Genomic DNA, 23,405 nt, shown 5'->3' on the forward strand with positions numbered 1-23,405 from the left:
GACGCTCAATACACATCCCGCCGGTACCGCCCCAGCTCGATCAACTGCTCAAGCTCTTCAGCCCCCAGCACCTCGGCCAGCACCGCATCCACACCCGCCGCCATGCCTTCAAGGCTGCCGCAGATATAGATCGACGCTCCCTCCGCCAGCCATCGGCGCAGCTCATCAGCCTGTTCGCGCAGCCGATCCTGCACATACACCTTCTGCGCCTGGTCCCGCGAGAACGCCAGGTCCAGCCGCGCCAGTTCACCACTCGCCAGCCAGCCCTGCAGTTCCTCCTCGCACAGGAAGTCATGCGCCCGGTTACGTTCGCCAAACAGCAGCCAGTTGCGTTGCTCGCCGTCCACGATTCGCGCCCTCAGCAGGCTGCGCAACCCGGCCAGCCCGGTACCGTTGCCGATCAGGATCATCGGTGCCGGAGCCGTCGGCAGATGGAAACCGCTGTTGCGGCGCAACCGCACGCTCACGCTCGCGCCCAGCGCCAGGTGTTCGGTCAACCAGCCCGAGCCCAGGCCCAGCGTTCCGTCCGGATGACGCTCCTGGCGCACGATCAGCTCCAGCACACCGTCACTGGCAATCGAGGCGATGGAGTATTCGCGCGCTGCCACCGGGATCAACGCATCCACCAGCGCCTGCGCGTGCAGGCCGATCAGGTGGCCGCGGCTGGCCGGCAACAGCCGCCCGCCCAGTGCATGGTCCAGGCGCTCCTCCAGGCCGTCCACACGCACAAGCGTGTGAGGCTCAAGGCCAAGCCCGTCGAGCAACGCCTTGACCGTCGAACCGGCATTGCGCGGCAGTACATCGACCAGGTCCCCGGCATCCCAGCGCTCTGGCTGCGACGGTTGCAGACCGAGCAAGTACACCGGTGCGCCCTGGCTGCCGGGGTTGAGCAGCTCGCGCCGGGTCAAGGTCCAGGCGCTGAACTGCGGCGGCTGCCAGGCAGACAGCGGCGCTGCGCCGGTCAATGCCGCCAATTGCTGCTGCCATTGCTGCAAGGCAGCAGGATCTGCACTGTCGACTTCCACGGCAGAGAAACTGGCGGTGGCACCGCGAGCCTCCAGCCAGTGCTGCAAGCTGCGCGCAAACCCGCAGAAATGCGGGTACTGGCGGTCTCCCAGTGCGAGCAGGGCGTAGTTCAGGTTACCCAGCGTCCACGGCTGGCCAAGCACCTTGCGCTCGAAGCCGCGGGCGCTGTCCGGCGCCTCGCCGTCGCCAAAGGTGCTGACCACGAACAGCGCGCGTTGCGCCTGCTGCAGATCGGTTTCGGTCAGCGTCGCCAGGGGCTGCACGCGCACCGCCAGGCCCGCCGCCTGCAGTTGCCCGGCGCTCTGCCAGGCCAGTTGTTCGGCGAAGCCGCTCTGGCTGGCAAACCCCACCAGCCATCCGTTGCCTGTGTCGCCGGCCGGGTTCAGGCCCTTGCGGGCCTCGCGTACCTGGCGCTTCTTGCGCCTGCGGTCCAGGTACAGCAGCCAGCCGGTGATGAAGAACAGCGGCATGCTCAGGCTGGCGAGGGTCACCAGGATGCGCCCGGTGAGCCCGAAGTAGCTGCCCACATGCAGGGCATACACGCTGGCCAGCAGCTGCGCCTTGAACGACTTGTCGGCGTAGCGATCGTGCTGGAGTACCACGCCGGTGGCCGGGTCCAGGCTCAGGGTGTTGAGCGCGCGCTCGTGCTCGGCGTTGTCGAGCAGGTAGAACAGGGTGGCGGGCTGGCCGCCGGCCGGTGGCAGGCGCAGGTTGTAGGTGCGAAGGCCCGGGCCGGCCGCTGCCTGCAGGCTGGTCCAGATGGCGTCGTAGTCCACCACCAGCGGCGCCGCATCCTTGCCGGGTGCGGGCGGGCGGCCACGGCCTTCGCCGCGCTTGCGCTGTTCGCCAGCGGCCGGTGCATCGCCCAGCAACCGGTTCAGCCCCTCGCGGTACCACTCGTAGGACCAGAACAACCCGGTCAGGGCAAACAGCAGGTAGAACAGCAGGCACCAGGTACCGGCCACCGCGTGCAGGTCCCAGTTGAAGGCACGACCTTTCTTCGCCCAGTCCAGGGTCAGCCAGGTTCGCCAGTTCAGCGCCTGACGCGGCCAGCGCAGGTACAGCCCCGACAGGCAGAAGAAGATCAGCATCAGGGTACAGGCGCCGGTGATCTGCCGGCCGGTGTCGCCCATGGCGAGGAAGCGGTGCAACTGCAGCATCAGGTCGAAGAACCCCTGGCCACTGACCGGGGGCTGCAGCTTGCCGGTGTAGGGGTCGGCATAGCGCAGGGTGCCGCGGCGCTCGCCCGGCGGTGGGGTGAAGAAGATGCGCGCAGCTTCGTCGCTGCGCACGTTCACCCACAGCATCGACACCTTGTCGCCCTGTTCGGCCTCGACGCGGCGCACCAGTTCGGCCGGCGGCAGCACGCCTTCGTCGCGCACCTGCACCTTGAGCACCTGTGGGTTGAACAGGCGCAGCAATTCGTCCTGGAACGACCAGGTTGCCCCGGTCACTCCCATCAGCGCCAGCACCAGCCCGGCGGTGATGCCGAAGAACCAGTGCAGTTGAAACAGGCTTTTCTTCACCACATCGACCACCTTGTGTTGCGGGTTGCGTGAATGCGCCGCGCATTATGCCTTGATACACAAAGGCCCCGATCACCGAAGTGAACGGGGCCGGGCCTGCCAGCTGCCGTCAGAAGTGGAAGCTGGTGGTCAGCAGCGCCGTGCGACCGGCCGCCTGGTTGGCGTAGTGCGCCGCGTAGGCCTTGTCGTAGTAGACCTCGTTGGTGAGGTTCTGCACGTTCAGCTGCAGGTCGACGTTCTTGGTCAGCTTGTAGCTGGCCATGGCGTCGTAGCGCCAGTACGAATCGACCATCACGCTGTTGGTCACGTTGCCGAACACGTCGTCGACGTAGAAGGCACCACCGCCGAGGGTGAGTTTTGGCGTGACGTTGTAGGTGGTCCACAGGGTCAGGCTGTTGTTCGGCGTGTTGGGCATCTGGTTGCCGTCGTTGTAGCCGTCCACCAGCACACCGCCGACCGACTGCGCGCCACCGTCGACCAGCTTGGCGTCCATGTAGGTGTAGCCGGCGAACACCTGCCAGTCATTGGTCAGCTTGCCGGTGGCGGTCAGCTCCAGGCCATCGACGCGGCTCTTGCCGGCGTTCTGGTAGGTGTTGGCATCGACCAGTACGCGGGCGTTTTCCTTCTCGGTGCGGAAGATCGCGGCGGTCAGGTTCAGACGCTGATCGAGAAGGTCCCACTTGGTGCCGATTTCGTAGTTGGTGGTCTCTTCGGCCTTCAGGTCGCTGGTGGTGGTCGGCGTCAGCAGCGGGTTGCCGTCGCTGCCTTCACCCAGCGAAGCGCCGGCCGGGGTGGCCGAGGTCGCATACGAGATGTACACGCTGCCGTTGTCGGTCGGCTTCCAGGTCAGGCCCAGCTGGCCGGTCACGAACTCGCTGGTGTCTTCGGTCTTGAAGCTGGTCGCACCGCCCGCCACCTTGGTCTTGGCCTTGGTGTCGAAGTGGTCGTAGCGCAGGCCCATGGTCAACAGCCAGGCCGGGTTCAGTTCCAGGGTATCGGTCAGGTAGATGGCGCGGGTGCTGCTGGTGGTGTCGGCGCCGGCATCGGTACGGGTCACGTCGCCGCCCCAGGCCTCGTTCGGGTTGGGATTGGGGAACGAGGTGCACACACCCGGGATCTGGCCGGTGGCCGAAGAGCAGTTGCCGGAACGGAAGCCGGTGATGTCGTAGCCTTCCTTGGTGGAGGCCTCGCGGCTCAGCTCGATACCGGTGGAGAAGGTGTTCTTGAACCCGCCGATGTACACCTCGCCGAACAGGTCGGTCTGGTTGGTGGTGATGCGGGTGTTGGCCACGCGGTTGTTCGGGCGGCGCCAGACTTCACCGTTGAGGATGTTGCCCTTGCTGTCGTCGGGCTGGCTGTAGATGAAGTCTTGCAGGGTGTTGCCGTGGCGCAGGGTGTTCTTGAGGGTCAGCGCATCGTTCAGGTCGTGCTCGACGGCGATGGTCGCGATATCGGCACGGGTCTTGTAGAAGTCGCGATCGACCAGGCCGTAGTAGTTGCTGCTGCGGCCGCCATCGTCAGGCTTGTCCGGGTTGGCCGAGGTGCGCCCGGCGGTGCTTCCCGAGCGCAGGCCGTAGGGGATGCCCGAATCCGGCAGGTCGTCGCTCTCCACGTGGTAGTAGTCCAGGCTCACGCGGGTCGGGGTACCCAGGCCGAAAACCAGGGACGGGGCCACGCCCCAGCGGTCGTAGTTGACCTCGTCGCGACCGGCCACGTTGCTTTCGTGGCTCATCAGGTTCAGGCGAAACGCTGCGGTGTCGAGGAACTGGTAGTTGCCATCGAAGGTGTAGCGCTTGGTCTGGTCCGAGCCCCAGGTGAAGGCACCGTCGGTGCTGTTGCCCAGGTGGGCCTTCTTGGTCACCAGGTTGATGGTGCCACCGGCTGCACCGCGCCCGCCGATGGTCGAGTTGGGGCCCTTGGCCACTTCAACCGATTCGATGGCGAAGATCTCGCGGGTCTGCGAGCCCACGTCACGCACGCCGTCCAGGTACATCGAGCCTTGCGAGTCGAAGCCGCGAATGAACGGGCGATCGCCCGACGGGTTGCCGCCTTCGCCGGCGCCCATGGTGATGCCCGGCACGGTACGCAGGGCATCCTGCAGGGTCAGGGCGTTGGTGTCCTTGATGACCTGTTGCGGCACCACGGTCACGCTGCGCGGGATGTCCACCAGCGGCGCCGTGTACTTCTGCGATGAGGACTTCTCGACCTTGTAGTCGGTACTGGCAGTATCGGCCTGGCCATTGATGCTGGTCGCATCCAGCGCGATCGAGCCGCTTGTGGCCGGGGCTGCGTCGGCCGCATAGGCCAGGTGGCCGGCGGACGTGGCGCTCAACGCGACCCCGATGGCAGAAGCAAGCAGGCGTGGTGAACTGACAGCGGTAGGCACGTAATGGCGCGACATCGGAAGGTCCCCAAGGTGTGAAGGCGCCGAAATATAATGTAAACAAATATGAGTAACAATTGAGATCAATTGCTATTCGTACTGAATTTACATTCTTTACACCTTTGTGTGGCGGTTTATGCCTGCTGAAACGTCCCGCCCCTCGCAAGGGGCTTGTACTGGTTCAATAAGAATCAATACCATTGACGCCCTTTAGCCGACCCCTGGTGCCTGCGCCATGCTTTTACACATTCCCGGCCTGTTCACCCGCGAAGAAGTGCAGCGTATTCGCCAGGCGCTGGAGCAGGCCGATTGGGCCGACGGCAAGATCACCGCGGGCTACCAGTCGGCCAAGGCCAAGCACAACCTGCAGTTGCCCGAGGCGCACCCGCTGGCCAAGGAAATCGGCAGCGCGATGATCGAGCGCCTGTGGAGCAACCCGCGCTTCATGTCGGCGGCGCTGCCGTTCAAGGTGTTCCCGCCGCTGGTCAACTGCTACCGCGAAGGGGGCAGCTTCGGCTTTCACATCGACAACGCCATTCGCCAGCCGCGCGGCAGCCATGAGCGGGTACGTACCGACCTGTCGTCGACGCTGTTCTTCAGCGACCCCGACGAATACGACGGTGGCGAGCTGGAGATCCAGGACACCTATGGCCTGCAGCAGGTCAAACTGGCGGCAGGCGACATGGTGCTGTACCCCGGCACCAGCCTGCACAAGGTCAACCCGGTAACCCGTGGGGCGCGCTATGCGGCGTTTTTCTGGACCCAGAGCATGGTGCGCGAGGACAGCCAGCGGGCCTTGCTGTTCGAGATGGACAACGCCATCCAGCAGCTCACGGTGGATGTGCCCGACCACCCGTCGCTGATTCAGCTCACCGGCACCTACCACAACCTGCTGCGCCGCTGGGCAGAGGTCTGAGCCGTGACCTTCAGCCTGCGTCGCGAAGAACAGGTCGATATCGACCAGTTGCATCAACTCATCGAACACAGTCCGGGCAAGGCGGCCCAGGCCCTGCTGGCGGCTGCCGCGCAGAACGTTGTCGAGGCACAGTTGCTGCTGGGGCAGATCCTGCTCGACGGGCGTGGCATCGAGCAGGACCCGGCACTGGCGCGGACCTGGTTCGGCATTGCCGCCCGCCAGGGCAGTGCGATGGGGCACAACATGCTCGGGCGCTGCCTGGAGCATGGGTGGGGAGGGCAGGCCGACCTGGCGGCGGCGGCCGGTCACTACCGTGCGGCCGCTGCCGCAGGGCTGGACTGGGGGCAGTACAACCTGGCCAACCTGCTGGCCACGGGGCGGGGTGTGGGCCAGGACCATGCTGCGGCCCTGCACCTGTATCAGCAGGCCGCCCACGCCGGCCACGCCAAGTCGATGAACCTGCTGGGACGTTACCTGGAGCAGGGGCTGGCCTGCGCGGCCGACCGGCACGCCGCCATGCACTGGTATCGTCTTTCTGCCGAGGCCGGCGATTTTCGCGGGCAGTTCAGCCATGCGGCGATCCTCGCCGAGCAAGGCCACATGGAGCAGTCGCTGGTGTGGCTGCAAAAGGCCCTGGAGCAGGGTAACGGCAACTTCCTGCGTGCTGCAGTGGCCAGCCTGGAGCAGGCCGAGCAGCCGCAGATCCAGGCGATGGCGGGGGCCTATCGGCAGCGTCTGGAGCAGGTGTCGCGGCAGGCCACGGAAAGCCTTCACTCTCGGGTTTAGCCTGCCGCCTTTCTATGCTCGATCACTCCCATGCTTCTCAAGGAAGATCGACCATGAACAGCAACCACCGTCTTGCCAGTCACCCGGGCCTTGCCTGCGCAGGGGGTCGCCATGAGTGACACCTGGAATTTCTCATTCATCGCCAGCCTCTACTCGGTGACGCCGGGCCACAAGGGCCGTATCGGTATCAGCCTGGTCGAAGGCGGCATCGACAACGATGGCTGGTTGCAGGTGATGACCGACACCCGGCTCATCAAGCCGGTCAATTTTCGTTTCGACTACGTCTCCCACACCGACCGGCGCATTACCTACAACATCTCCAGCTCTTCGGATACCGGGTTCTATCGGGGCGCGGCGGTGGGCAAGAACTTCAATCACTATGTGGGCCTGTTCCCGGGGGGTACCAGCGAGCCCTGGCTGGTCAAGCCCTTGGGGGAGTGGGGCGACCATGACGTGCTGCGACTGAAGCTCTATGACACCTACGAGTGCAGCATCGGCAACTACCGTCACTCCGACGGCATGGATTACCTGAATGTGATCAGCGGGGAGAACCTCGAGTTCGAGGCACATGTACTGCGTGTGCTGAGCTGACCGCGTGGGCCCATGAAAAAAGGCGACGGTAGCAACCGTCGCCTTTCGTGTGCAGCTGACCCGTGGTTACAGGTAGTACGCCTTCAGCGGCGGGAAGCCGTTGAACTCCACCGCGCTGTAGCTGGTGGTGTAGGCGCCGGTCGACAGCCAGTACAGGCGGTCACCGATGGCCAGGTTCAGCGGCAGGCCGTACTTGTAGTGTTCGTACATGATGTCGGCGCTGTCGCAGGTCGGGCCGGCGATCACCACCTCTTCCATCTCGCCTTTCTTCTCGGTCCAGATCGGGAACTTGATCGACTCGTCCATGGTTTCGATCAGGCCGGAGAATTTGCCCACGTCGGTGTATACCCAGCGCTCCACGGCGGTACGCGACTTGCGCGCCACCAGCACCACTTCGCTGACCAGGATGCCGGCGTTGGCAATCAGCGAGCGGCCAGGCTCCAGGATGATTTCCGGCAGGTCGTCGCCGAAGTCTTCCTTGAGAAAGCGAATGATCTCTTCGGCGTAGGTTTCCAGGCTGTTGGTACGGGTGATGTAGTTGGCCGGAAAGCCGCCACCCATGTTGATCAGCTTGAGCACGATGCCGTCTTCTTCCTTCAGGCGCTCGAAGATCACCTTGACCTTGGCGATGGCCGCATCCCACACGCTGATGTCGCGCTGCTGCGAACCCACGTGGAAGGAGATGCCGTAAGGCACCAGGCCCAGGTCGCGGGCCAGGATCAGCAGGTCCATGGCCATGTCGGTCTGGCAGCCGAACTTGCGCGACAGCGGCCAGTCGGCGGTGGTGGAGCCTTCGGTAAGGATGCGTACATACACTTTCGAGCCCGGTGCGGCCTTGGCGATATTGCGCAGGTCGGCTTCGGAGTCGGTGGCGTACAGGCGCACGCCCTTCTCGTAGAAGTAGCGGATGTCCTTGGATTTCTTGATGGTGTTGCCGTAGCTGATGCGCTCCGGGCCGATGCCGCGGGCCATCACCTTGTCCAGCTCGTAGATCGAGGCGATGTCGAAGTTCGAGCCCTTGTCCTTGAGCAGGTCGATGATTTCGACCGCAGGGTTGGCCTTGACCGCGTAGTACACCTTGGCGAATTCGAAACCGGCGCGCAGGTCGTCATAGGCCTTGCTGATCATGGCCGTGTCGATGAGCACGAACGGGGTTTCTTGCTTGTCGGCGAACGCCTTCATTTTGTTGAAGGTATCGCGTGCGAAGTAGTCTTCGACCTGGATCGACATGCTGGGGGACTCCATGGGCAAACTGAATGAATAAGTGGCTGCAACTGAGCGCCCTCCGTATCCCCACTTTGGTTCGCCTACTTCCCAAGGCATGTCGCCGAAAGCAAAAAGGTCAACCGGGTCGCAGAAGCTGCGCAGCGGGTGACCTTGCTGTCTCGTCGTCAGTACTTGAGCCGGATGGATCGTTTCCAGCATGGACGCTCGGCGCGAACTTTAGGACCTGAAGGATTCAAGATCAACAAAAAATCTCGCGTTTTTTCGCTACGCTGACGCACGTTGCAGACACCCCTCGTTTTAACCGACCCGGATGACAGGCAGATGTTCCCGAAGTTTTGCGAAGCGTTAAAAATACCCGCACGTTCGCAGCTTTTGCAGGCCAACTCAGCTAAAACAACGATGGCGTCAACTTCGGCGACGATGGCCCCAAAAGGTTGGGCAAGCGCACGCAAACAGCTTGAACGGGCAGGGCACGGGCACCGTTCACAGCGGGGCGTGTGTGCATATTTTTAGCCGCTCGCATGGGCGCTGTTGCAGGGCAATCGCCCGGCGGTGATTGCCGGGTTTAATAAGAAACATTACTATTCGCAACCTCCCTCCCGCCTAGCGACGACCCCCGCACCGTGTCTCGACACAAAGGCTTCCTCGACCACTACCATGAGCTGATCGGCACCTGGACGCGCAAGCTGCGCAGTCGTCAGCAGGCCGAGGACCTCGCGCACGATGCCTTTGTGCGGGTGCTGGAAAACCCCGCCCTGCCAGTCGAGCAGCCGCGCGCCTATCTGCACCAGACGGCACGCAACATTGCCGTGGACGGCTACCGGCGCGAAGACCGGCGCCAGGCCCTGGAGCAGGAAGGGCTGGACCTCTCGCCCACCCCGGGCGATGACCCCGAGGCCTATGTGCATGCACTGGAGCTGGCCGACAGCGTGGAACGCGCCCTGGCCGAGCTGCCGCTCAACTGCCGCAAAGTGTTCATCTGGCAGAAGCTCGAAGGCCTGACCCAGGCCGAGATCGCCGAGCGCATGGGCTTGACCAAGAACATGGTCGAAAAGTATATGATCCGCACGCTCCGGCATCTGCGTGAGCACCTGGATGTGTCAACGAGATGAGTCAGGCAAATGTTTTCATGAATCAGGGCACATGCCCCTGCGGCGATGACGCCGTGCGCGACCAGGCCGCCGAATGGTTCGCCCGTGGCCGCGATGCGCCCCTGACGCCCCAGCAGCAGGCGCAACTGCATGCCTGGCTGGCGCAGCACCCCCAGCACAAATATGAATACGACCTGCTCGGGCGCCTGTGGGGCGCGGCCGACCTGCTGCCGCGCGAGCGCCTGCAGGCCTTGTGTGCGCCCGACCCGGTACGCCAGCTGCCGCGTCGACGCCTGTTGCGCCAGGCCCTGGCAGCCAGTGTGGTGGCGGTCGCGGCAGGGCTTGGCTGGTTCGGCTGGCAGCAGCACCAGCTCAATTACCAGGGCCAGATGCAGACCGGCCTGGGCGAGCGTCGCCAGCTCGACCTGCCCGATGGCTCGCGCCTGGAGCTCAACGGCCGCACGCGGGTGCAGGTGAGTTTCAGTGCCGGGCAGCGGGACATTCGTCTGGAGCAGGGCGAGGTGATGTTCAGCGTTGCCCATGATACGGCCCGCCCCTTCGTGGTCAGCACCGGCCATGGCAAGGTCACGGTCACCGGTACGCGCTTCGATGTGCGCCGCGACAGCGAGCAGACCCGCGTGGCGGTCGAGCAGGGTTCGGTGCGCGTGCAGGGCGACGGCCAGGCGCAGGCGCTGCTGAGCGCCGGCCTCGGCTCGCACATCGATGCCCATGGCGCGGTGGCAGCGCCCTATACGGTGGACGCCGCCGCGTTGACCGCCTGGCGCGGCGGCAAACTGGTGTTCAACGATGTGCCGCTGGGCGAGGTGGTGCGCGAGGTGTCGCGCTACCGCGAACACCCGCTGCGCGTGGCCCCCGGCAAAACGGCGGCGCTGCGCCTCAGCAGCAGCTTCAGCACCGATGACACCGACGCCCTGCTGCGCGCCTTGCCCAGCATCCTGCCGGTGGCCATCAAGGCCCATGCCGATGGCTCGCAAGAAATAATCGCAAAATAGATTCAGGTTTTTTTCCCGTTGTTCGTCTTCCTGCCCAACTGCAACTGCCAAGCATTTTCATTCGCAGGCGGTGGCCGATTTTCTGACCCTCAGGACTTCTCGACGACGTGAACAACAACAAGGTTTCCAAACGCTGGCTGCCGCTGGCACTGGCATTGGCCGTCAGCGGCGGCATCGCCAACAGCTACGCCGATTCGGCCCCCACCAGCATCCAGATCCAGGCCCAGCCGCTGGCCGCGGCACTGGGCCAGCTGGGCCGGCAGACATCGCTGCAACTGTTTTTCAGCCCCGACCTGGTGGCCGGCAAGCAGGCCCCGGCGGTGTCCGGCAACCTGGCCCCCGAACAGGCGCTGCAGGCCCTGCTGCAGGGCAGCGGGCTGACCTACGAGATTTCCCAGGGCACCGTGGTGCTGCACGCGGCGCAGCCAGTGAGCACGGCGCCCGGCACCCTGGAGCTGGCGCCTACCGACATCAGCATGGTCGGCGACTGGCTGGGCGACGCCCAGGAAAGCGTGGTACAGAACCACCCCGGTGCGCGCACCGTGGTACGCCGTGAAGCCATGGTCGAGCAGGGCGCGCTAAGCGTGCGCGACGTGCTGCGCGGGGTGCCGGGTGTGCAGGTGCAGGACTCCAACGGCACCGGCGGCAGCGACATCGCGCTGAACGTCGGCGTGCGCGGGCTCACCTCGCGCCTGTCGCCGCGTTCCACGGTGCTGATCGACGGCATTCCCGCCGCATTCGCCCCGTATGGGCAGCCGCAGTTGTCGATGGCGCCGATTTCCTCGGGCAACCTGGACAGCATCGACGTGGTGCGCGGCGCGGGCTCGGTGCGCTATGGGCCGCAGAACGTCGGCGGGGTGATCAACTTCGTCACCCGAGCCATCCCCGAGAAGGCCACCGGCGAGTTGGGCACCACGATCCAGACCTCGCGTCATGGCGGCTGGAAGCACATCGAGTCGGCCTTCCTTGGCGGCACCGCCGACAATGGCCTGGGTGCGGCGTTGCTGTACTCCGGGGTCAAAGGCAATGGCTACCGCAGCAGCAACAACAGCAACGACATCGACGACGTGCTGTTCAAGACCCACTGGGCGTTGACCGACCGTGACGAGCTGTCGCTGAACTTCCATTACTACGATGGCAAGGCCGACATGCCCGGCGGCCTGACCCAGGCCCAGTTCGACAAGAACCCCTACCAGTCCGACCGCGACCACGACAACTTCACCGGTCGGCGCAAGGATGTCTCGCTCAAGTACCTGCGCCAGATCGACGACGTGACCCAGTTCGAGGTGCAGACCTACTACACCGACAGCTTCCGTGGCAGCAGCATTGCCGCGCGCGACCAGCAGACGCTGTCGTCGTACCCGCGCAGCTACCACACCTTTGCCGTCGAGCCGCGCCTGTCGCGGGTGTTCGTCACCGGCCCGGCCACCCAGGAGGTCAGCGTCGGTTATCGCTACCTCAAGGAAGCCATGCACGAGCAGGCCACGCGCCTGGCGCTGATCGACAACGTGCCCACCGTGACCCCGGAATCCGACGGCCACGTGTACCAGGACCGTACCGGCGGCACCGAGGCCAGCGCCTACTACATCGACAACAAGATCGACGTGGGCAACTGGACCATCACCCCGGGCGTGCGTTTCGAGCACATCAACACCGACTGGAACGATCGCCCGGTCATGGGCCTGGGCAACAAGCCGGTGGTGGCCAAGAGCCGCAGCGTGACCAGCAACGAACCGCTGCCGGCATTGAGTGTGATGTATCACCTGTCCGATGCGTGGAAGCTGTTCGCCAACTACGAGACCTCGTTCGGCAGCCTGCAGTACTTCCAGCTGGGCCAGGGCGGGCAGGGCGACCAGACTGCCAACGGCCTGCAGGCCGAGAAGGCCAAGACCTACGAGATCGGCACGCGCTATGACAACGGCAACTGGGGCGGCGAGCTGACCGCGTTCTACATCGACTTCGATGACGAGCTGCAGTACATCAGCAACGACGTGGGCTGGACCAACCTGGGCGCGACCAAGCACCAGGGCATCGAGGCCTCGATGCACTACGACCTGGCAGGGCTGGACCCGCGTCTGCAGGGCTTGAGTGCGAACGCCGGCTTCACCTACACCCGCGCCACCTATGAAGGGGCGATCCCGGGCTTCGAAGGGCGCGACCTGCCGTTCTACTCACGCCAGATCGCCAATGCCGGGCTGCGTTACCAGGTGGACCGCTGGACCTGGAATGTGGACGCCTATGCGCAATCCAAACAGCGTGCTCCGGGTACCGGCATGACCAGCAAAGGTGCCTTCACCGGCGACTACATCACCGAACCGACGGCTGATGGGCAGTATGGCGACATTCCGGGGTATGTGACCTGGAGTGCGCGGGGCGGGTATGACTTTGGTGCCCAGCTGTCGAACCTGAAGCTGGCGGCGGGGGTGAAGAACATCTTCGACAAGCAGTTCTTCACCCGTTCCAGCGACAACAATTCGGGGATCTACCTGGGCGAGCCGCGCACGTTCTATGTGCAGGCCAGTGTAGGGTTCTGACAACGCCTTCGCTACGCCGATCGCACAGGCCATGGCCTGCCGGACCGGCGTTGCCAGCCTTGTCTGTTCGGCAGTAGATCGCGGTGGAGCTATTCAGGCCACCGTTTCGGCCGGCGACACGATGCAGGTCTTCATGCCCCGCGAACGCCCCGAGCTCAGGTACGCGGCAATCGATTCCTGGGTGACCTCGCCCAGGAACACGTTCTCGGCGTCCAGCACCGGCAACCACGAACGGTTGAACTCGTACATGCGCGACAGCAGGATGCGCAGGTGCTCGTCGTGCGCGGCGGTGGCGTTGAACGTGCGCAGGAAGTCCGCGCAGGTGCCCTGCTGACGGTGCAGGTCGCGCCGGCGCACATAGCCCATCGCCTTGTTCTGGCCATCGGTGACCACCACGTAGCGACGGTCATGTTCGTCCATCAGCTCCAGCGCATCGGCCACCGACGTCTCGGGGCTCACCGATGGCGCGTTGTCCGCCGCATCCTCGGCACGCACCAGCAGCAGGCGCTTGAGGGTGCTGTCCTGGCCCACGAAGTTGCTCACGAAGTCATCTGCCGGGTGCGCCAGCAAGGTGTCGGGGTGGTCGATCTGGATCAGCTTGCCGGCGCGGAAGATGGCGATCTTGTCGCCCAGCTTGATCGCCTCGTCGATGTCGTGGCTGACCATGATCACGGTCTTGTTCAATGCACGCTGCATTTCGAAGAATTCGTTCTGGATCATCTCGCGGTTGATCGGGTCGACCGCACCGAACGGCTCGTCCATCAGCAGCAGCGGCGCATCCGCCGCCAGCGCGCGGATCACGCCGATACGCTGCTGCTGGCCACCGGACAGTTCACGCGGGTAGCGGTGCAGGTACTGCTTGGGCTCGAGCTTGATCATGCTCATCAGCTCGCGGGCCCGCTCGTGGCACTTGTGCTTGTCCCAACCGAGCAGGCGCGGCACCACGGTGATGTTCTCCTCGATGGTCATGTTGGGGAACAGGCCGATCTGCTGGATCACATAGCCGATGGTGCGACGCAGCGTCACCGCGTCCAGGTCGGTGGTGTCTTCGCCATTGATCAGCACCTTGCCCGAGGTGGGCGCGATCAGGCGGTTGATCATCTTGAGGGTGGTGCTCTTGCCGCACCCGGACGGGCCGAGGAACACGCAGATCTCGCCTTCGTTGACCGTCAGGCTTACCGAGTCGACGGCCTTTACGTCCTTGCCGTTGCTGTGGAAGGTCTTGCACAGGTTCTGAAGTTCGATCATTTGAGCAGTTCTTTTGGAGTCAGCGAGCGTTGCAGGGCTTGCAGCAGCAGGTCGGCGAAGATGGCCAGCAGGCTCACCAGCACGGCGCCGACCAGCAGCATCGACATGTCGCTGCGGCTGATGGAGGTCAGGATAAGTACGCCAAGGCCACCGGCACCGATGGTCGCGGCAATGGTCATCACGCCGATGTTCATCACCACGGCGGTGCGTACACCGGCCAGAATCACCGGCACCGCAATCGGCAGCTCGACCATGCGCAGGCGCTGGCCGAAGGTCATGCCGATGCCGCGGGCGGCTTCGCGTATGCCGGGCTCGACGTTGGTCAGTGCCAGGTAGGTGTTGCGCAGGATCGGCAGCAGTGAATACAGAAACACCGCGGTGATCGCCGGCAACGGGCCCAGGCCCTGGCCGAACTTGGAATAGAACGGCAGCAGCAGGCCGAACAGGGCGATCGACGGCACGGTCAGCAGCACCGTGGCGCTGGCCTGCAGAGGCCCGGCAAGCACAGGAAAGCGGGTCATCAGGATGCCCAGCGGTACGCCGATCAGAATGGCCAGGGTGACCGCGATGCCGACCAGGGTGATGTGCTCCCAGGTCAGTTGCAGCACCTGGGCCCAGTCCAGGTGGGCGAAGGTATCAAGCAGACTCATGGTTGCTCCTCGGCAGGTGGATGCTGGCGCAGGTAGGCGGCGGCGACTTTGCTCGGGCTCTGGTGCTCGACGTCCACCTTGGCATTGAGCTGGCGCATGGTCTCGTCATCCAGTTGCTCGGCCAGCGGCTTGAGCAGGCCGGCCAGTTGCGGATGGGCGTCGAGTACGGCCTGGCGCACCACCGGGGCGGCGGTGTAGTCGGGGAAGTAGTGCAGGTCGTCGTCCAGCAGCTTGAGGTCGAAGGCGCTCAGGCGCCCGTCGGTGGTGTACACCAGCCCGCTGAACACCTGGCCGTTGCGCAGCGCGGTGTACACCAGCCCGGCATCCATCTGGCGGATGTCGCGGCGGGTGAACTGCAGGTCGTAGGTCTGGGTCAGGCCCACCAGGCCGTCGGGGCGGTTGGCGAACTCGGTGTCCAGCGCCAGTACATGGCTGCGGTCGGGCTCGTCGCGCAGCACCTGATTGAGCTGGCTGATGCTGTTGACCTGCGGGTACTGCTCGGCGATGTTGCGCGGCAGCGCCAGGGCATAGGTGTTGCTGAACTTCGAGGGTGCCAGCCACACCAGGCCCTTCTTCGCGTCCAACTGCTTGACCCGGGCGTAGGTGGCCTCGGCGCTGTCCATGCGTTCGTCGATATGGTTGTAGGACACCAGCGACACGCCGGTGTATTCCCACACCATGTCCAGTTGGCCGCTTTCCTGCGCGCTGCGCGCCAGGGTGCTGCCCAGGCCGCCGGTGATGCGCACGTCGAAGCCGTGGCTGCGCAGGTACTGCGCGGTGATTTCGGCCAGCACCGTCTGTTCGGTGAACACCCGCGCGCCGAGGCGGATCAGGGGTTTGTCGGCGGCCTGGGCGAATCCTGCGAACAGCAGGGCCGCGCCCAGCAACAAGGCGATTCTTTTCATGGGGGTTCCTTCGCTTAGTTGGCCAGGCCGCGTTCGAGCCAGCGGCGACTGCATTGGCTGACCAGCGCATCGAGCAGCAGGGCGAGCAAGGCCGTGGTGGCGGCGCCCAGCAACAGTTGCGGCTGGTTGTTAAGGGCGATGCCGGGGAAGATCAGGCTGCCCAGGCTGTTGGCGCCGATCAGGAACGACAGCGGCGCGGTACCCACGTTGATTGCCAGTGCCACTCGAACGCCGCCGACGATGATCGGTACCGCATTGGGCAGCTCGACACGCCACAGCGTCTGGCGCGGGGTCATGCCGATGCCGGTGGCGGCTTCCTTGAGCGAGGCGGGGACGTTTTTCAGGCCTTCGTAGGTGTTGCGCACGATGGGCAGCAGGGAGGCGAGGAACAGCGCGAAGATTGCCGGGCCTGCGCCGATGCCCAGAAAGCTCAGGGCGATGGCCAGAACGGCCAGGGGGGGAACGGTGTTGCCAATGTTGAAGATCTGCATGAAGCGTTCGGCGCGGTCGACCCGGTGCGGTCGACTCAAGGCAATGCCGGCGGGGATACCCACGGCCAGCGCCGCCACCATCGAGCACGCCACCAGCATCAGGTGCGCTTGCAGGTAGAACCACAGATCGGCGCGGTAGTGCGCGATCGTATCGATGCCGATCCAGTGGATCAGCAGGGCCAGGATGACGAGCGCGGCGGCCCATCCCATCAGCCCCTTGCCATAGCGTTTAGCCACAGGCGGACTCCTTTTTTTGTCGGCGGGCACACTCCCGTGGCGGCTGCCGGTCCAGGCAGCAGGCAGTGTGATCGCGATAAGCAGCGGGTCGCTCCGGTAGAGCGGAACACGCCATGAGCGCAGCCTCGTCAGGCGCATGTTGCCGATGAAACCCACCCTGACGAACGGTTGAAAACCGTATACGTAACATCTCGTAACAGGGCAGTGGACGTCTCCGCAGTCGCAAAGGTTCCCATCGGAAGCGGCATTTGGCCAGCGCAGATCGACCCAGTGGTTCAGTTAGGGGGTGAGTTTGGGCTATAATCGCCGCCCTTTTTTGAATCTCCAGTCAGGCGATTTCCCATGACCAACCAGGCCGCCGAAGTCGCGAAACGCCGCACCTTCGCCATTATTTCCCACCCCGATGCGGGTAAGACCACCATCACCGAGAAGCTGCTGCTGATGGGCAAGGCGATTGCCGTCGCCGGTACGGTGAAATCGCGAAAGTCCGACCGCCATGCCACCTCCGACTGGATGGAAATGGAAAAGCAGCGCGGCATCTCCATCACCACCTCGGTGATGCAGTTCCCGTATCGCGACCATATGGTCAACCTGCTCGATACCCCCGGCCACGAAGACTTCTCCGAAGACACCTACCGCACCCTGACCGCAGTGGACTCGGCGCTGATGGTGCTCGACGGCGGCAAGGGCGTAGAGCCACGTACCATCGCCCTGATGGACGTGTGCCGTCTGCGTGACACGCCCATCGTCAGCTTCATCAACAAACTCGACCGCGATATCCGCGACCCGATCGAGCTGCTCGACGAGATCGAGGCGGTTCTCAAGATCAAGGCCGCGCCGATCACCTGGCCGATCGGCTGCTACCGCGACTTCAAGGGCGTGTACCACCTGGCCGGTGACTACATCATCGTGTACACCCCGGGCCACGGCCACGAGCGTACCGAGGTGAAGATCATCGAGAAGCTCGACTCGGACGAAGCCCGCGCCCACCTGGGTGACGAGTACGAGCGCTTCATCGAGCAACTGGAACTGGTGCAGGGCGCCTGCCATGAGTTCGACCAGGACGAGTTCATCAACGGCCAGCTGACCCCGGTGTTCTTCGGTACCGCGCTGGGCAACTTCGGTGTCGACCATGTGCTCGACGCGGTGGTCGACTGGGCGCCACGTCCGCTGCCACGTGTGGCCCATGAGCGCACCGTGGAGCCGACCGAAGAGAAGTTCAGCGGCTTCGTGTTCAAGATCCAGGCGAACATGGACCCCAAGCACCGCGACCGCATCGCGTTCATGCGCATCTGCTCGGGCAAGTACGAGAAGGGCATGAAGATGCGCCACGTGCGCACCGGCAAGGACCTGCGCATCGGCGACGCCCTGACGTTCTTCTCGTCCGAGCGCGAGCAGCTCGAAGAGGCGTTCGCCGGCGACATCATCGGCCTGCACAACCACGGCACCATCCAGATCGGCGACACCTTCACCGAGGGCGAGAGCCTGGGCTTCACCGGTATCCCGCACTTCGCCCCTGAGCTGTTCCGCCGCGTGCGCCTGAAGGACCCGCTCAAGTCCAAGCAGCTGCGCCAGGGCCTGCAGCAACTGGCCGAAGAGGGCGCCACCCAGGTGTTCTTCCCCGAGCGCAGCAACGACATCATCCTCGGCGCCGTGGGTGTGCTGCAGTTCGACGTGGTCGCCAGCCGCCTGAAGGAAGAGTACAAGGTCGAGTGCGGCTACGAGCCGATCACCGTGTGGTCGGCGCGCTGGATCAGCTGCGACGACAAGAAGAAACTCGAGGAATTCAGCAACAAGGCCGTGGAAAACCTGGCCATCGACGGTGGCGGTCACCTGACCTACCTGGCGCCGACCCGGGTCAACCTGGCGCTGATGGAAGAACGCTGGCCGGACGTGAAATTCCGCGCCACCCGCGAACACCACTGAGTTTTCGCACACCCCACGCCCGCGCAGCCCCCTGGCTGCGCGGGCGTTTTCGTTTCAGCCCCCCGCCGCCGGTGGGCGATGGCTTGCCTGGCCCAGGCGGTAGACCAGCAGGGTCAGCGAGTCGGCGTTCTTGAGCATGATTCGCGAGCGCACCACCGCATCGTCCAGAAAGCGCTGGCGCGCGACCGCCAGGTCACGGGTGTCGGCGATCTTGAGGATCAGGCTCAGGCCCTTGTTGTCGTCACGGGTGATGTCGCGTCGGGTACCGTCGCGTGAGCGCACCACGAACAGGCGCCGGGCCGGTGAACGGTGAGAGAACGCCTCGTCGTGCTGGCGCCTGAGCCAATCCTGCTGCTCGCCGGGCATGAGCAGGTCGGCAAACGCCAGCGAGGCATCCAGGTAGCGCATGTCGCGTGTGTCATAGGCGATATGCGAGAACTCGTGCAGCAGGCAGTTGGCACGCGCAATGGCATCGGCTTCCTGCCAGGACAGCTCGGGCCTGAGCTGGAGCCTGCCCAGGTAGCTGACGTCGAAATAGGCGTCCAGCAGAAACAGTTGCCGGAGCGGGTCATGGGGCGAGGTGAAGGCGATGCCGGTGTAGTTGCCGATATTGCTGGCCAGGATGTAGCGCCTGGACGTGGCGACCGAATAGTCCTGCGAGGTCATCAGTTCGAAGAGTTTTTCCACCGGTTCGCGTACGCGCTGCAGCAGGGCTTCGTCGGGTTCGACGCCGAAGAAATCGCTGAGGATCGTGCGGGTCTGTGCCGGCATGCGTTGCACCGGGCTGGCCTGCTGCAGGTTGTCCAGGCAGATGCCCAGGTAGTCGAGCGCCGTGCGGTGAGCCTGGCGCAGCATGCGCGCGCGGGCCGGCATGAGTCGCTGGATCTGGCGCATGCCCACGGCCCGGATGACGATATCGTTGCCGGCCATCACCTGACGCGAGGCCCACCCGCCCAGCCTGCCGATGATGCCACCACTTAGCACGGGTATGGCCTGCTGCGGGTCGATCTGCCAGCGGCCGTTGCCTTCGCTGAGCAGGCGTGGCCCTGGTTCGTCGATGTCCGGCGCACTCAGGTGCCAGCGCTGGTCCAGCTGGCGAACGCCGTACACCTTGCCCTCCAGGCAGGCGAACTGCGTCTGGCCATCGACGTCGGTATAGATCTGCTCGCGGCTGGCCAGGCCATCGAGGGACTGCTGCGGCACTTCGTAGGCGGACAGCCGCTGGTGCGACGCCTGCCCCAGGCGCCGCCAGAATTCGCCTTCGTCGGCCGGCAGCGCGCCAGGGCCCTGTTCGCGCACGCCATGCCCGGCCAGCAGGCCCTGCACCAGGGTGCAGGTCAGTTCCGACAAGGCCTGCGCCCAGTCGCCCGAGGGGCGCTCGGCCAATTGCAGCAGCGACAGTTCGCCCTGCCACGCGGCCAGCAGCAGGCCGATGCGGCCGGGGATGAACAGGGTCAGTTGGCTCCAGAGCAGCCCGAGTACCTCTTTCAGGGTGGCCCAGCGGGCTTCGGCGGTACTCACCAGTTGCGTATGGGCCATGCCCTGCAGCAACGCTGCATTGGTCTCGAACAGGTACTGCAGGGCGTTGCCATGCACCGGGCGCCAGGCCAGGGTCACCGGCTGCTGGGCATACAGGGGCAGCTCGAAATCGAATTCGGCGCTGTAGGGCAGGTGGGCCTCGGTGAACCCACCGTGGTCGTAGCGCGGGCGCATCGTGTCGGGCATGCAGGCCAGTATCCGGGCCTGCAGGGCCGGCACGCTGCGAAGCTGCTGCAGCAGGTCGGCCGAACTGCTGAAGGCCTGGAACAGACCGCCGGCCTGGTACGGCGTGTACATCACCACAGGGCCGGGCGCGGGGCTGGCGTACATGAACAGGTACACCCCGGGCACGGTATCGGGGGGCAGGCCGCTGTCGGCGATCAGTTCCAGGGGCACCAGTTGTGCGGCGGGGGCTGGCAGCTGGTCACGAGCGGTGGCGTCGGGCTGCTCGACGACGGCGCGGATGCACTCGACGTCGGCTGCGCCCAGTTGCCCCTGGAGCCGGGCGCGCCACGCCGCCTCCAGCAGTTGCCCCGGCAATTGCCGGCAGAACAGCCGCAGGCGCCTGGGGTAGCTCGCATGGTCGCGGTCCAGTTGCTCGGCCAGCAGCTGGCGATAGCCTTGACCCAGGTCCAGTTCGCGCACCAGCGCCCGCAGGTAGGCGGCATCGATGCGCGCAGGCACTGTCATGTCGCCCTCGAGCGTGATTGCGGTGATGGCGTGGTCCCAGTCGCGGTAATGGTTGAGCGCGTAGTCGACCAGCGTCTGGCGATGCTGGATGCTGGCGGCCGCTTCGCCTGTGGGGACCTCACCGGTGGGCGGCAACGCGGTGACCCAGCGCGTGGTGGTGATCAACAGCTGGTCGGCAGGGTAGCGGCCGGCCGCGAAGTCCTGGTCCAGGCGGGCCTGAACCCGTTGGCGGGCATAGTCGGTCACCGCCGGGATGTCGAACAGGTAGTCCTGTGGTGACGGGCTTTGCAGCAGGTTGCGCCCCAGAACCTGCAGGTAGCCGTACTGTTCGGTGGGGGCGGCCTGCGCCAGCCAGTCAGGCAGATGGGCACGCAGGCGCCGGGCACTGGCCAGGCGCTGCAGACGCTGCAGGTAGCGCAGCGTGCCAGGCGTGTCGAGCGTGCTGCGCAGCAGGTCGGGCAGGTGCGCGGCAGGCAGGCCGCGCCGGGTGAGCCGGTCGAAGGCGCGCCGCGTTGCGGCCACGTCGTGTTCGGCCTGCCAGCTCTGCAGGTGGTGCGCAGGCGCGCCTGCCAGCGCCAGCCATTGAAAGCGTTGCGCGGCGGGGTAGCGCGCTGCGACGGCCTGCTCCAGCGCAAGGCGCGAGGTGAATGCGGCAAAGCCCTGGTCGAGGGTCCACAGCAGCCACAGATCGGGCTGTGCCTCGAGCGGCTGGCGGGTCAGCAGCAGGGCCTCGCTGCTGGGCGCCTGGTCCAGGGCCAGTTGCCAGGCCCAGGCCGGCGCTGCCGGCGAGGGCGCCGGAAACAGGGCGGCGTGAATCAGCGCGCGTGCCGGGGCTGGCAGCAGGCTGTCGTGGTCGAGCAGGCGGTATTCGAGGGTCAGGGCCAGTTGCCACAGGTGCTTGAGGTACGTGCGTCGCTGCGCTTGATACTGCGTCAGGGCGCTCGCCAGTTGGCTGGCGGTGGCATCGGCGACCTGTGCGACAGCCTGTCGGGCCAGCGCCAGGTCGAGCGCAGGCAAGGCCACAGGCTGTTCGGCCACCACCGGGCCGCTGACCAGCCAGCGTTCATCCAGCGAGGTACCGATACCGCCGAGCCGCTGCCACACCAGTTCGGCCAGGCTAAGCCAGGTGCGCCCGGCGCCGGGCTGGCCCAGGCGTACCTGGGTCACTGGCGGGCCCTTGTCCAGCACTGCGGCAAGGGCCTGGTCGAGCCCTGCCGCAGTCACCGTCTCCAGGCCTGGTACCTCTTTGAACAGTGCCTGCGCGTGGCCGGTCAGTGCGCTCACCAGCCGGTTCAGTTCCTCCAGGCCAGCGCCGGCTGCCTGTGCCGACGCTTGCAGCCGGGCCAGGGTGGCCGGGCCGTCGTGGGCGTGGGGCGAGGTGCCCAGGCGCGCGAGTTCGCCGGCCAGTCGACTGTCGAGGTCCAGCGCCTGGCGGCATGCCTGATAACCGTCCTGGCCGCTGTCAGGGCGCAGTTGTGTTTCGATGTCCTGTTGCTGGGCGCTCAGCACCTGGCCAACCCAACTGTCCAGTGCAGGGGCGGCCAGCGGTTGCAGGTGCAGGGCGCTGATGCGCAAGGCGCCCAGTTGGCTCTGCCGCGATGGGCTGACCACCGGGCGCCAGCTGTCGCGCAACCGGGGGTCTGTCAGCGACGATAACAACGCCCGCTTGCTGGCATGGCGCTCCAGCCCGCGTGCAGCACACCAGGTGAACACCGGGCCGGCACGGGTGCCGAACGTGAGCACGCCCTCCAGCAGTTGGCTGTGGCCTTGCGCGGTGGTGACGTTGAGGCTGAACGCCTGCAGGGGCGAGAGGGCCTCGGTGTCCAGCCATTGCAGCAGCGCTGCGTGGTCGGTTTCGGCAAGGGCGCCGGCCCAGGCCTGGCGCGTGATCGCCTCGCGCACGCGCGCGCCCATCAGGCGGGCCAGTTGCCGGGCCGGCGTTTCGCTGCCGGCCTTGGCGGTATGCCAGTACCGGTGCAGTTGCCGTTGGCAGTCGCGTGCCGCCGCCAGGCGCTGCGGCGCCGCTGCAGCGGTAGCGGTGGTGGTGGCCAGGGCCTGCTCCCATAACGAGTCGGCTGGCGGCTGGCCCAGTACCTGCTGCTGCAGCTCGCCCAGCGCCTGGCCCTGGCGAGCGGCGATGACCAGCATCAGGTACTCGAACACCTCGTCCTCCAGCCGTTCGACCTGAACATCCACGATGCCGCCCTGGCCTGCCAGCAGGCGATCCCTGGGGGCGATGTAGTGCAGCAGTACGTGCGGGTGGCCGCTGCTCAGCAGTTCAACAAGGTGGTGCTTGAGCTGGGTACGGTCTTCGAAGCGCAGCAGCCCCAGCAACGGGTGGTAGAAAAAAACACGGGGGTGCGTGCTGCGGCTCAGCAGCAGGCTGGCGGTCAGTTCGCTGGCGTGGGCGCTGGCGGTGATCGCGCTCAGGCGGTCGATTCGCGGCGCGTCGGGCCCTGGCGCCTGCAGCCAGCCTTGCAGCCAGCGATGCTCCTCATCATCGAGGCTGTCTCGGGCCTGTGCCAGGTGATCGGCAAAGCGCTGGCGCAGCGCAACGCGGTGAAAGTACGGCAGGGTCTTCAAGGGCATGGTGTGTGCTCGGCAGTGGGTGGGCGCCGGGCAACAG

General features: G+C 65.4%; 15 protein-coding genes. 7 read left to right on the forward strand and 8 right to left on the reverse strand.

The window, feature by feature from the left end; genetic code table 11:
• Nucleotides 1–5 precede the first annotated feature (5 nt).
• Both N0B28_RS04905 and N0B28_RS04910 read right to left on the reverse strand, forming a co-directional pair.
• Nucleotides 6–2,555: a sulfite reductase flavoprotein subunit alpha gene (locus tag N0B28_RS04905; RefSeq protein ID WP_275730669.1), complete on the reverse strand. Its 2,550-nt coding sequence runs from the start codon at nt 2,553–2,555 to the stop codon at nt 6–8.
• Nucleotides 2,556–2,661: 106 nt separating this feature from the next.
• Nucleotides 2,662–4,953 carry a TonB-dependent siderophore receptor gene (locus tag N0B28_RS04910; RefSeq protein WP_275730671.1) on the reverse strand — a complete coding sequence of 764 codons (2,292 nt, stop codon included), beginning with the start codon at nt 4,951–4,953 and terminating at the stop codon, nt 2,662–2,664.
• 217 nt (nt 4,954–5,170) lie between these two features.
• On the opposite strand from N0B28_RS04910, the gene N0B28_RS04915 reads away from it, so the two are divergent.
• From N0B28_RS04915 to N0B28_RS04925, 3 genes are all read left to right on the forward strand, one after another.
• The gene (locus tag N0B28_RS04915; RefSeq protein ID WP_043862512.1) at nt 5,171–5,851 is read left to right on the forward strand and encodes a Fe2+-dependent dioxygenase; all 681 of its coding nucleotides are present in this window, start codon (nt 5,171–5,173) and stop codon (nt 5,849–5,851) included.
• Nucleotides 5,852–5,854: 3 nt separating this feature from the next.
• Nucleotides 5,855–6,637: a tetratricopeptide repeat protein gene (locus tag N0B28_RS04920; protein ID WP_054916404.1), complete on the forward strand. Its 783-nt coding sequence runs from the start codon at nt 5,855–5,857 to the stop codon at nt 6,635–6,637.
• A 111-nt stretch (nt 6,638–6,748) separates the two neighbouring features.
• Entirely contained in the window at nt 6,749–7,228 is a 480-nt protein-coding gene (locus N0B28_RS04925) for a hypothetical protein (RefSeq protein ID WP_043862510.1), read from the forward strand.
• A gap of 66 nt (nt 7,229–7,294) precedes the next feature.
• Here N0B28_RS04925 and N0B28_RS04930 read toward each other — a convergent pair whose 3' ends face one another.
• Nucleotides 7,295–8,458 (reverse strand): type III PLP-dependent enzyme, encoded by a 1,164-nt coding sequence (locus N0B28_RS04930; RefSeq protein ID WP_043862509.1) that lies wholly within the window; start codon nt 8,456–8,458, stop codon nt 7,295–7,297.
• Between the two features lie 620 nt (nt 8,459–9,078).
• Between N0B28_RS04930 and N0B28_RS04935 the strand changes: the two genes are divergently transcribed.
• The 3 genes from N0B28_RS04935 to N0B28_RS04945 all read left to right on the forward strand — a co-directional run bounded on the left by N0B28_RS04935 (nt 9,079) and on the right by N0B28_RS04945 (nt 13,093).
• Nucleotides 9,079–9,567, forward strand: a complete 489-nt coding sequence (locus tag N0B28_RS04935; RefSeq protein ID WP_043862508.1) for a sigma-70 family RNA polymerase sigma factor — start codon at nt 9,079–9,081, stop codon at nt 9,565–9,567.
• Nucleotides 9,568–9,584: 17 nt separating this feature from the next.
• Nucleotides 9,585–10,559 carry a FecR family protein gene (locus N0B28_RS04940; protein WP_196932733.1) on the forward strand — a complete coding sequence of 325 codons (975 nt, stop codon included), beginning with the start codon at nt 9,585–9,587 and terminating at the stop codon, nt 10,557–10,559.
• Nucleotides 10,560–10,666: 107 nt separating this feature from the next.
• Nucleotides 10,667–13,093 (forward strand): TonB-dependent receptor, encoded by a 2,427-nt coding sequence (locus tag N0B28_RS04945; protein ID WP_043862506.1) that lies wholly within the window; start codon nt 10,667–10,669, stop codon nt 13,091–13,093.
• Nucleotides 13,094–13,186: 93 nt separating this feature from the next.
• Here N0B28_RS04945 and N0B28_RS04950 read toward each other — a convergent pair whose 3' ends face one another.
• The 4 genes from N0B28_RS04950 to N0B28_RS04965 are packed head-to-tail and all read right to left on the reverse strand — an operon-like array spanning nt 13,187 to nt 16,624.
• The gene (locus N0B28_RS04950; RefSeq protein ID WP_275730676.1) at nt 13,187–14,341 is read right to left on the reverse strand and encodes an ABC transporter ATP-binding protein; all 1,155 of its coding nucleotides are present in this window, start codon (nt 14,339–14,341) and stop codon (nt 13,187–13,189) included.
• Nucleotides 14,338–14,991, reverse strand: a complete 654-nt coding sequence (locus tag N0B28_RS04955; RefSeq protein WP_275730678.1) for an ABC transporter permease — start codon at nt 14,989–14,991, stop codon at nt 14,338–14,340. The genes N0B28_RS04950 and N0B28_RS04955 overlap by 4 nt, the downstream gene beginning before the upstream one ends.
• Entirely contained in the window at nt 14,988–15,896 is a 909-nt protein-coding gene (locus tag N0B28_RS04960) for a glycine betaine ABC transporter substrate-binding protein (protein WP_088515319.1), read from the reverse strand. Before N0B28_RS04960 ends, N0B28_RS04955 begins: the two co-directional genes overlap by 4 nt.
• 14 nt (nt 15,897–15,910) lie before the next feature.
• Nucleotides 15,911–16,624: an ABC transporter permease gene (locus N0B28_RS04965; RefSeq protein WP_054916398.1), complete on the reverse strand. Its 714-nt coding sequence runs from the start codon at nt 16,622–16,624 to the stop codon at nt 15,911–15,913.
• Nucleotides 16,625–16,966: 342 nt separating this feature from the next.
• Between N0B28_RS04965 and N0B28_RS04970 the strand changes: the two genes are divergently transcribed.
• Nucleotides 16,967–18,550, forward strand: coding sequence for a peptide chain release factor 3 (locus N0B28_RS04970; RefSeq protein WP_043862501.1), 1,584 nt, complete (start codon nt 16,967–16,969; stop codon nt 18,548–18,550).
• A 54-nt stretch (nt 18,551–18,604) separates the two neighbouring features.
• On the opposite strand, the gene N0B28_RS04975 is transcribed toward N0B28_RS04970, so the two are convergent.
• The gene (locus N0B28_RS04975; protein WP_275730683.1) at nt 18,605–23,368 is read right to left on the reverse strand and encodes a DUF6543 domain-containing protein; all 4,764 of its coding nucleotides are present in this window, start codon (nt 23,366–23,368) and stop codon (nt 18,605–18,607) included.
• Between the last annotated feature and the right edge of the window lie 37 nt (nt 23,369–23,405).

Origin of the sequence: Pseudomonas sp. SD17-1, from assembly GCF_029201585.1 — a bacterium.
GTDB classification, from domain to species: Bacteria; Pseudomonadota; Gammaproteobacteria; order Pseudomonadales; family Pseudomonadaceae; genus Aquipseudomonas; species Aquipseudomonas palmensis.